The organism is Nostoc sp. FACHB-190 (genome assembly GCF_014696905.1).
In the GTDB taxonomy this organism is placed as follows: Bacteria; Cyanobacteriota; Cyanobacteriia; order Cyanobacteriales; family Nostocaceae; genus Nostoc_B.
This window is the reverse complement of record NZ_JACJQW010000086.1, coordinates 1-8695: the sequence shown is the minus strand read 5'-3', so window position 1 is coordinate 8695 and position 8695 is coordinate 1. Positions and strand designations below refer to the sequence as shown.

Genomic DNA, 8695 nt, shown 5'->3' with positions numbered 1-8695 from the left:
CACGATAATCATTATTAGTAAAAAAACTCGAATATTAAAAGTGAACTATAAACTGGATACTCATTTCTGAAGCATATCATGGGTTAAAATCTCAATTTTTAGTTCAAATCACACTAACAACCATGCAGCACTGAAACTAGCAATATATTTAGCTGTGCGTTACAAAAATTATCTGAATCTAGTTAAAGTAAATTTTTAATTGGGGTAGTGTTACGGAAGCTACGGCCAGGGGCAAACTAAACTGTCTAGTTTAAAATCGAGGAATTTTTCTGGCACGAACACTTGAAAAAAGTACCGAATTTACAATTTGAGTTGGTACTTTGACCAATTTGAACCCGAAATGCTTGGTTAGCAGAAGCAATAAAAGCCCATTAACCAGGAGAAATTTCCGACTCTACGCAAAGGCGGAACTTCCAACACGGTTGAAGAGATCGCCTACATATCGCTGTCTCACGATATCATAAAATCCTGAAACGCTTATTATGTAAGCCTTATATAACACTTCAAACCGTCGTTGCACTCATATCCGCCTCTAGATTTATAAACTATAAGGTTTAGTTTGCCCCTGGACGCAGCTTCCGTAACACTACCCCATCTAGCTGAGAATTAAAACAGAAATTATACAAAAGTGAACAATCTGTACTGATGTATTTTATTACCGATTTTTACTCGACTTTACCCTGTCAATATCGTGCGGCAAACTAGTAGTTAACATCTGCAATTTTGGGTTGGCAGACTACTAAATGCTAAATTTTAAATATTAAGTAGACAAAGTAAAAATAAGTTTCTCGGCTCAAAAACTCCATCTGGCTGTGAAAACTGCGATAGCGGGTAGTAGGTGTAGGAGACGGATGTGCATCCATTCCTAAGCCTCGTGCCATCAATACGGCTCGTTTCATGTGCAATGGATCGCTGACAATCAGAAACTTGGTTAATTGGTGAGCCTTCGCTACTTCCAAAGCATTTTTGAGGTTTTGGTGAGTTGTGCGAGATTGAGTTTCCGTGAAAATATCACCAGCTTTTACCTGTTGCGCTAACGCATAATTTTTTCCCACTATAGCTTCAGCTGGTTCATGACTCTCGCCTACTCCGCCAGTAAAAATGAGCGTTTTAACAGATCCATTTTTATATAAGTTAATGGCGTGGTTAATTCGCTCTCTAAAAACAGGAGATGGTTCTTCTCCCCAAACTGCTGCTCCTAAAACAATTGCTGCATCTGCCTTGATATTATTACTACTGTTGCCATATAAATAAATACTTGAAGCTGTAGATGTGATCACCAGCATCAAGGCAGATATCAAAGCCAGTATCACAAAAACTAACCTTTTTTGGGGAATTTTGTAATTGAGCATGGGGCATTATGCTATTTTTCGAGCTTAGTTTCAACATCATTGCTAAAGTCAAACAATTGTAGATTGCCGATTGTAGATTTGAGATCGATGATTTTAGATTTATTCCGCCGACAAGCGGCGGGGCTTGTAGCAAAAACATAAAGGCTGCAATCTGCTATCTTCAATCTCCAATCTTCTCGGTCAAATTTAGCTCGATTGCACTGAGGCTATTGCTGGGAAAATGGATTGGTCTGAATAAATCTCAGCAGGTAAGCAACGTAGAATAATCATCAGCAAGCCAGCCCTAACAGCCGGGGTGCAACTGTGCAGAATCCGCCGCATCGCAGTATTAGTAACCCTTGTGGCAACTTCAGCAATATACTGAATGACATCATCGGGCGATGATTCCGATTCAGTAATCAGCATGGGAAAGTATTCATGGGCAAACCATCTTTCCTCATCGCTCAGGTCTGTCAAATTTTTATTACTATCGCTATAAAGACTATCTAATAGCAGTAGTAATAATTTCTCGGCCGATCCCCTTTTATGTGAGATCCAATACCCTACATATAACAACGGAAGATATTGAAATGAGAAAAATTACTCTTGCTTTAAGTTCTAGTTTTTTATTATTTGCTTTAATCCCAGTAGCTAACGCAAGAACTATATATATTATTGATAAACCTTGTAACTCTGTTGGTTCTATTTGCAATACACCTGAGAATGCTGCTAGAACAAATGATGGAAGTGTTCTTAGTATAGATACTCATAATGATGCTGGAGTTGTAAACCATTATGACACTATTAAAAAACGGCTTCATGTAACCTTTGAATATGGAATCTTAAGGAAGGACTTATCTTATGCTCAGATAGAAGCTTATACCTATAATTGCGTTAAAGGTAAAGTCAAAAAAGACAACGGTAAGATTGGTTGGTTTATTGATTACCTAAATAAATCAACCTTTATAGAAGCAGATAGTAAAGCAAGCAAATTACTTTTACAACAAATTTGTAGAATTAGTCAGGATAAGCCTGTTTATGGTGAATAGCTTCAATTAAATCGTAGGTAACTGTTGCAAATTGATAGTTTTTGGCATATTCGTTATCTGACCAGAAATTATTGAGGTCGCAGTTGATAAAGTATTTGTTCATATTTAAAGAACAATTGATGTACGGACAACAAACTTATCGTTTAATTACCAGTTTGATGGATATTGCTTTATTTGAGTTAATCCTAGAGTAGTTAAAAAACCTCGTTCCAAGTTTTCATCTAGAAAACCAACCCACACAGAGGCAAACCGAACGGGACGCTCACTCAATGATTAAGTACAGAATCATAAAGAAGAGCATCTTTTATTACTGATGATGTCAGTAATAATTAAAAACAGATAATTTTTAGAGCGTCACTGCCGAGTTACAAGTGGTTTGCGCCGGAGCAACAGGACTGAGAATAGATTGGTCTGAGTAAACTTCGGCGGGTAAGCAACGTAGAATAATCATCAGCAAGCCAGCCCGAACAGCCGGGGTGCAACTGTGCAGAATCCGCCGCATCGCAGTATTAGTAACCCTTGTGGCAACTTCAGCTATATACTTCAGGGAATCATCGGGCGATGATTCCGATTCTGTAATCAGCATGGGAAAGTATTCATGGGCAAACCACCTTTCCTCATCGCTGAGGTCTGTCAAATTTTTATTACTATCGCTATAAAGACTATCTAATAGCAGTAGTAATATTTTTTTGAATCTGCGCCACCCCCCCCAACGCTGCGTAAATCGGCTAACCCAACTTTGGGAGATGTCCAAAATCTTGGCGATCGCATTTTGGCCAATTTTCTGGTGAGACTGCCAAAGGTGCGTGAAAGTGTTGACTATGGCGTGTCCGGTCTGCTGGTCGCGGCTACCAGCTTCAACGCAGAAGTCACAGGCATCAACAACCTCTAATTTCACTCCTGGCAGTTCCGCGAGGAGGAAACTGAGGTCATAGTCAGCGCAGAAGTAGAATGTTAGCTCCACATTGGAGCGACGGTGGGCGCGTAATCGGCCAATCTCTTGGATAATTTCCGCCCTGACTAACTGGATAAGATACTCTTGAAAAGTGCTGTTCTTGTCTTCAAGGTTGACCTTCAAACCAGTCATCACCTGAAAATGTGCTGCCAACGTGCCGATGTTTTGGTAGGGAATGCCAAAGCTGGCTAGAGCATCACAATCACTGAACCGATTAACCCCACGACCATCGACAAAATGACCGTATTCAATCCGGTCTTCTGCCTCTTGTGCCACCTGTTTCCACTCAATGATGCCCAAACGCTTATGGAGCATTAACAAAGTTTCCTTAAGGGCATTAACACGGGCAGTTAAGGAACGGGAGCGATTTTTAGACAGTTTACCTAGTCCAGCCACATTAACCACCCTTAAATTGCTGTAATCGGGGCGTGACTGCTCGATTAGAAGTAGGGGTTCATGGTAGTTGAGTTTGACTTTCAACTGTTCTGGGGGGGTAGTAGCATCGAGGTAAATATTAAATTGGGCAGAGTTGGCCAAGTCTCGATACTTGGAGTTAGGGCGGGAAATAGTAATTTCACCCCATTTACAAGCCAAGTAACCTTCACCCTTCCAAGCTTCCAGGAAATCAGGCAACCAGTACAAGGGCAAATCCAGAAATTCTCTACCAGCTTGTTTTGCGCTGTCCTTAACTAGCTTCTTGGCAGCAAAACGGGCGGCGGCACTTTTAGAGAGTTGTTGATCCGCTTGGATATCGAGAGAATCTAAATCAGCGAGGAATTCTAAATTAGGCTCTACAATCTGGCGAATTCCTTCAACATCTAAATCATCGGGGAATTCGGGTAACATTGCCCTTAATGCCGCATCATCAAAGCCATAACGAGAATCGGGCTTAATTTCTTGGGCAAGAAGCTTACGCAAAACTTGTAAAACAGGCTGGAGTTTTGACCATTGCTCAGGCGGTAAACTTGTAGCTAGTTGCCCTACAGTAGTATCAAAATCTTTTAACCTGACTTGAATTTCGCGCACAGGCTGAATGAGCGTACCCGCTTCTTCCCAAATGCGACCAACTGTGAAAGGTTGACCAGCAGCGTTAGTTAAAGTAACTGGTGTAGAGTCGGGATGCGCTCGGATTTCGGAGAAATTTTGAATCACAGTGCGCTTAAGATAGCGGAAGCCGAAACCATTACCATGAGCGAAACGGCACTGGTTTTGGAGGGGACAACCGTTACAGATAGGGCTAATAGAACTTTCTTCAAAGTCTAGACTGACAAAGTTCTTGTCACGGAAGCCTTCAAATAAATAACTTCGGTGACAATTGCCGATGGTATCGGGAGTTTCACCCACTTTTGGACGCACCTGAAACGGATCACCCATTGGGGTTGTGCGGGTGGGGTCGATTTTTAAGCCATTGTGCCGTACTGGGAGGTCAACGAAATTAGCCTCAATGGGGAGTGTTGAGGGGTTGCGGTGGTTGGCATCCTGGTAGATTAGTTTTTCAATCCCAAAAAGGGCGGCGGTGAGTTGACCAGCGTTGTGCGACTTGCCTAAACCGGGGTGAGAATTATCTAAAATCTGTGTCCAGCCCTTAGAAATCGCTTCGACCCAGGCGGCAATATGCTCATCTGGGGAACAAGTAATAGAGATATCACCTGTAACGGAGCTTCTGTGTGGGATATTGCCACGTTTATAGACAATGACTTGGCGTACTGGGGCAGTAATTTCGGGTGCTGGCTCCGGGGAAGCGGGTTTGGAAAATCCCTTAGCAGCTGTAACGAATGGGGCGATCGCCTGCTTTAATAAATTCTGGAAACTGGTCAAGTCTTCTCGGACTTGCCCAAGCTCCCACTGCTCACGGCTAATCAGCCCTTTGTCACGTTGATAGGGTTCGTACTGCCGTTGCGGGAATCGGAAGCCGTACTGTTTGGCAATGTGAAACAGCGTCCCAATCGAGATTCCCCCGCGTCGGAAACTGCGAATCTTGGCGCGAATGTTCCAGGTTGTGCCAGGGATGGAGGGCGACCACTTCTCAGCAATAATTTCGGCTTCAGATGCCCCATAGTGATTGACCAAAGCCATCAACACTTGGCGGCATTCGTCGTAGTTGCCACTGCCAGGACTACGCGGTGGAATAAATGATAGTGCTTGTTGGATCAGCTGCTCAGTGTCCCAGCCTTCAACGTCGGAGATTTCGCGGAACTGCTGACGGCGTGACTCAATTTCTTTGATGCGTTGTTGGTATTCTTCCCTCTCCTTGTGGGCGATCGCAATTGCTTCAGTGACCCACTCATCTGGTAGGGTTGCAATCGGGTTGACTATGAGAAATTCTGCTTCTGTGTTGCCATAAAATACACGGCTGGCATCCTTACACGCTGGGTCATGCGGTAACTGCTGCATGAGAAACCGCGTACAAGCTTCTACCGTGTCAGCACCTTCAACATATTGGGGCAGAGGGAAAATTAACCGAAATTTATGCCAGTCAGGTTTATGACTGGCAGTGGTGTACATTAAAGCGCAGTGCTTTTGAATGAAAGGATGGGCTAGGGCTTCTTCAATGGTTAGTTGGTGCTTGTAAACCTTGATAGAATTGCCGAAATCGTCTTTAATTGGCTTGCCCTCTGCATCACGGGCAATAGAGGAATTATCGATGTCGAGTAGTAGCCAATGAGAACCGATAACGTTGGCCTTACTGCGCCATTTATTACCCAATAAGCCTGCACAGATGGCGTGACCTGCTTTGATGTGTTGCTGCACATCTTCTAGAGTGCCTTCTGCGTCGCGGAAGTTGGCAGCAAGTTTTTTAAAGTCCCAGTCTTTGTTTTTTCCTGTGGCATTAAACGCAAACTTGATTTTATTACTAAAAACAAGCTCTTGTTTTATCTCTAATGCTTCAGCACATTTATTACTTAATTGTTGATGCTGAAGCGAGTTATGAAATTGTTGTAATGGTGACATTGAGCAATTCCTCCTTGATGTGTGGTGGAGGAATTGGAGCTATCCTTTGGCAGTAATCTTTTAATACAAACTTTCAGAAAAATTAGACCAAAATTACATAAAATTCCTGAATTACTGTTCGTCTGTGAGTGGACGGTGTTACTATGGCTGAACACCCCAATCATCTTTGATAAGATTACTATTAGGGATATTAATCCGGCGGTTCAAACCAGATACCCCAATTCCAAGTGAATCAAAATCAGAAAACCTCGCTGTCCTATCGGGACGTGAGGTTTTCAGCTTTTAGACTATTCGTACTTGGCTAACCAAGCCTTAATAAACTCGGTTACTTCCTCCTGTTGAATTACAAATGCAGTGCCTTTTCTCCTGAGAGCCAGAATTTTCATATTTCCAACTTCAGAATAAAGGTGCGAATTATGATCATCAGCCGCCTTGGTAGGAGGCCATAAGACCAAAACTTTTGCTGTGGGTGTTTTTGTAGCTTCCCTTGAGGACATTCCAAACAAGTCTCTGTTCTTGTTCAGCCACTTCTCGTAATCTGACAATTCAAGTAGTGGGCAAGGATTCCAAATTTTTAGTCCATGCTTGTCCTTCCTCTTGGCCTGCAAAACCTCTCTGGCTTCGTTGTAGACAATCTCCTTATCTCCTATTGAGCGAATTGAGATAAATACATGAACTTTTCGCTCAAATCTCACAAACAAGTCGATAGGATTCTTGTCCTCTACCTTCAGCACTGGAAAAACTTGTATTCCTTGGCTTTTAAACTCATCTAAAAGTACGGTGGTTAATTTTTCCAGCCTCGCCAGTTTTTGAGTTGCTACCAAAGGCTTGTAAGCCAATCCAAAAAGTAGCCAGCCTAAAGGATGAACCATACCACCTGTAGCCAATGCTGCACCACTAGCCGCTAGAGCAACAGTGGATTCATAGTCTTTCGCCTCCCTAAGCATCTCTAACGCCGCTTCATTGTGCGGCGGGAGTTGAAAATCGTTTGGTGGGTCTTTTACGGCTAACATTGGCGACATCAAAATTAGTAATGATGTGAAATTAATACTAGTTGTTTGATTTTTCCCGGATGGGCTACCGTGCCTATAAAATTTACGCCTTGCAGTTTACGCTACATCTTTAACTGTAAAACCTTTGCTACACCACTGAACTAGCAGCCATCTGTCAGATTCTTTGTCTAAGGCTGGCTTTAGTCGAAAAGCAAAAAAATCTTCCCAAACCTCTACGCCGTGTTTTGTAACAAATTGTTTCTCTACTACTTTGAAGCTTTCCCAGTGGCGATCAGCAATTGCTGTCAGCAGTGGGATTAATTCGCTAACTGGTATCTGAGCAGTTATTTCACTCATTTGGGTGGCCTTCAAACTGATTCTGTTCTGCTAGATCGCCAGTGGCTTGCTCTGAGTCGCTCATTTTATTTGTCCTGCTTTTTTCGTTCTTTATATTGAGCTACCCAATCCGCAAGCGCGATGCTGGCGAGATTGGAAACGGATCGTTGTTGCTCATCGGCAATTGTTTGTAGATCGTCTAATAATTCCTGTGATGCCAGATAAATTGTTAATCGTGGTTTTTTTGTAGCCATTACGCATAAAAAGTATGCTGTATGGAGCTATTAAATACCACTTCTAAGCTATTTGCAATTTTTGTATGTGAAGTGTTGACACTTCGCTTAACTTCACATACTATATTAGTGTCAAGGTTATCGATACGTCAATAAATTAGATCAGCAAAGATATCGAGCTATTTGCATACACATCTGCATAGCGGTCGCCCTATGTCTGCGGTCGTTGCATGGTTGTGTAAATGAACACATAAGCATAGCGAAGAATACGCGGTTAACGGAACGACAGAAATAAAATCGCAGGCGTTGACAAAGGAGAGAGCGTAGCGTTTCACAGTGCAGGAGGATTCATGCACATCAATTTACGCAACTTAGAAGCAATTAACGAATTACCTCATGAGAATGAGAAAGTAATGCTTAATCAAAATCAATTACGGAGCTTGGAAGCAAGTTATCGTTGGCTTAGAGAACTCCAAGATTCAGCCGAATTCAAGCAACTCGAATATTATCCAGACGTAACGCTAGGTGATGCCATCCAAGCAATAGGCGAACTACTGGACGAACACGAGCCTTGTGATTACAACAGGGCGAATTTTACTGATGAACAGTTGTATTCGTGTCTAGAACGCTTACCAGTAATGCACATTCGCCGTGTGAAGTCTTGGCGCGAAAAAATTGCGCTCTTCATCTTAGATACAGCGTCAGAAGTAGCACTTGTGAGCTTGCTAACTACGTGTAGCGAACTGCAAACATCCAGGGCTAAAACTGCAAACAAGGCGATTTTGAAACCACATTATTTGCAAATAAGGTTCTGCTCAAAACGACATTATTTGCAAATGAAACTGCA

General features: G+C 42.5%; 9 protein-coding genes. 2 read left to right on the top strand and 7 right to left on the bottom strand.

The window, feature by feature from the left end; all coding sequences use genetic code 11:
* Window positions 1–746: 746 nt before the first annotated feature.
* Complete coding sequence (locus H6G28_RS35740; RefSeq protein ID WP_190678003.1) at window positions 747–1352, bottom strand: YdcF family protein; 606 nt, start codon at window positions 1350–1352, stop codon at window positions 747–749.
* Between the two features lie 186 nt (window positions 1353–1538).
* Window positions 1539–1808, bottom strand: coding sequence for a flagellar basal body-associated FliL family protein (locus H6G28_RS35735; RefSeq protein WP_242054749.1), 270 nt, complete (start codon window positions 1806–1808; stop codon window positions 1539–1541).
* 113 nt (window positions 1809–1921) lie between these two features.
* Between H6G28_RS35735 and H6G28_RS35730 the strand changes: the two genes are divergently transcribed.
* Complete coding sequence (locus tag H6G28_RS35730) at window positions 1922–2380, top strand: hypothetical protein (RefSeq protein ID WP_190678000.1); 459 nt, start codon at window positions 1922–1924, stop codon at window positions 2378–2380.
* Here H6G28_RS35730 and H6G28_RS37585 read toward each other — a convergent pair.
* From H6G28_RS37585 to H6G28_RS35710, 5 genes are all read right to left on the bottom strand, one after another.
* Window positions 2349–2483 carry a hypothetical protein gene (locus H6G28_RS37585; RefSeq protein WP_277883289.1) on the bottom strand — a complete coding sequence of 45 codons (135 nt, stop codon included), beginning with the start codon at window positions 2481–2483 and terminating at the stop codon, window positions 2349–2351. The two genes, H6G28_RS35730 and H6G28_RS37585, sit on opposite strands and share 32 nt — an antisense overlap.
* A gap of 243 nt (window positions 2484–2726) precedes the next feature.
* Window positions 2727–6287: a PriCT-2 domain-containing protein gene (locus H6G28_RS35725; protein WP_190677997.1), complete on the bottom strand. Its 3561-nt coding sequence runs from the start codon at window positions 6285–6287 to the stop codon at window positions 2727–2729.
* Window positions 6288–6574: 287 nt separating this feature from the next.
* Window positions 6575–7300 carry a hypothetical protein gene (locus tag H6G28_RS35720; RefSeq protein ID WP_190594275.1) on the bottom strand — a complete coding sequence of 242 codons (726 nt, stop codon included), beginning with the start codon at window positions 7298–7300 and terminating at the stop codon, window positions 6575–6577.
* 96 nt (window positions 7301–7396) lie between these two features.
* Window positions 7397–7636, bottom strand: coding sequence for a hypothetical protein (locus H6G28_RS35715; RefSeq protein ID WP_190594259.1), 240 nt, complete (start codon window positions 7634–7636; stop codon window positions 7397–7399).
* A gap of 65 nt (window positions 7637–7701) precedes the next feature.
* Window positions 7702–7869 (bottom strand): ribbon-helix-helix domain-containing protein, encoded by a 168-nt coding sequence (locus H6G28_RS35710; protein ID WP_190594260.1) that lies wholly within the window; start codon window positions 7867–7869, stop codon window positions 7702–7704.
* Between the two features lie 329 nt (window positions 7870–8198).
* Between H6G28_RS35710 and H6G28_RS35705 the strand changes: the two genes are divergently transcribed.
* Window positions 8199–8695, top strand: a 497-nt coding sequence (locus H6G28_RS35705; RefSeq protein WP_190677994.1) for a hypothetical protein, incomplete at its 3' end; no start/stop codon positions are given.

Coding starts and splice junctions, on each gene's coding strand:
- H6G28_RS35730 (WP_190678000.1), top strand. CDS start 1,922: ATGAGAAAAATTACTCTTGCTTTAAGTTCTAGTTTTTTATTATTTGCT.
- H6G28_RS37585 (WP_277883289.1), bottom strand. CDS start 2,483: ATGAACAAATACTTTATCAACTGCGACCTCAATAATTTCTGGTCAGAT.
- H6G28_RS35720 (WP_190594275.1), bottom strand. CDS start 7,300: ATGTTAGCCGTAAAAGACCCACCAAACGATTTTCAACTCCCGCCGCAC.
- H6G28_RS35715 (WP_190594259.1), bottom strand. CDS start 7,636: ATGAGTGAAATAACTGCTCAGATACCAGTTAGCGAATTAATCCCACTG.
- H6G28_RS35725 (WP_190677997.1), bottom strand. CDS start 6,287: ATGTCACCATTACAACAATTTCATAACTCGCTTCAGCATCAACAATTA.
- H6G28_RS35740 (WP_190678003.1), bottom strand. CDS start 1,352: ATGCTCAATTACAAAATTCCCCAAAAAAGGTTAGTTTTTGTGATACTG.
- H6G28_RS35710 (WP_190594260.1), bottom strand. CDS start 7,869: ATGGCTACAAAAAAACCACGATTAACAATTTATCTGGCATCACAGGAA.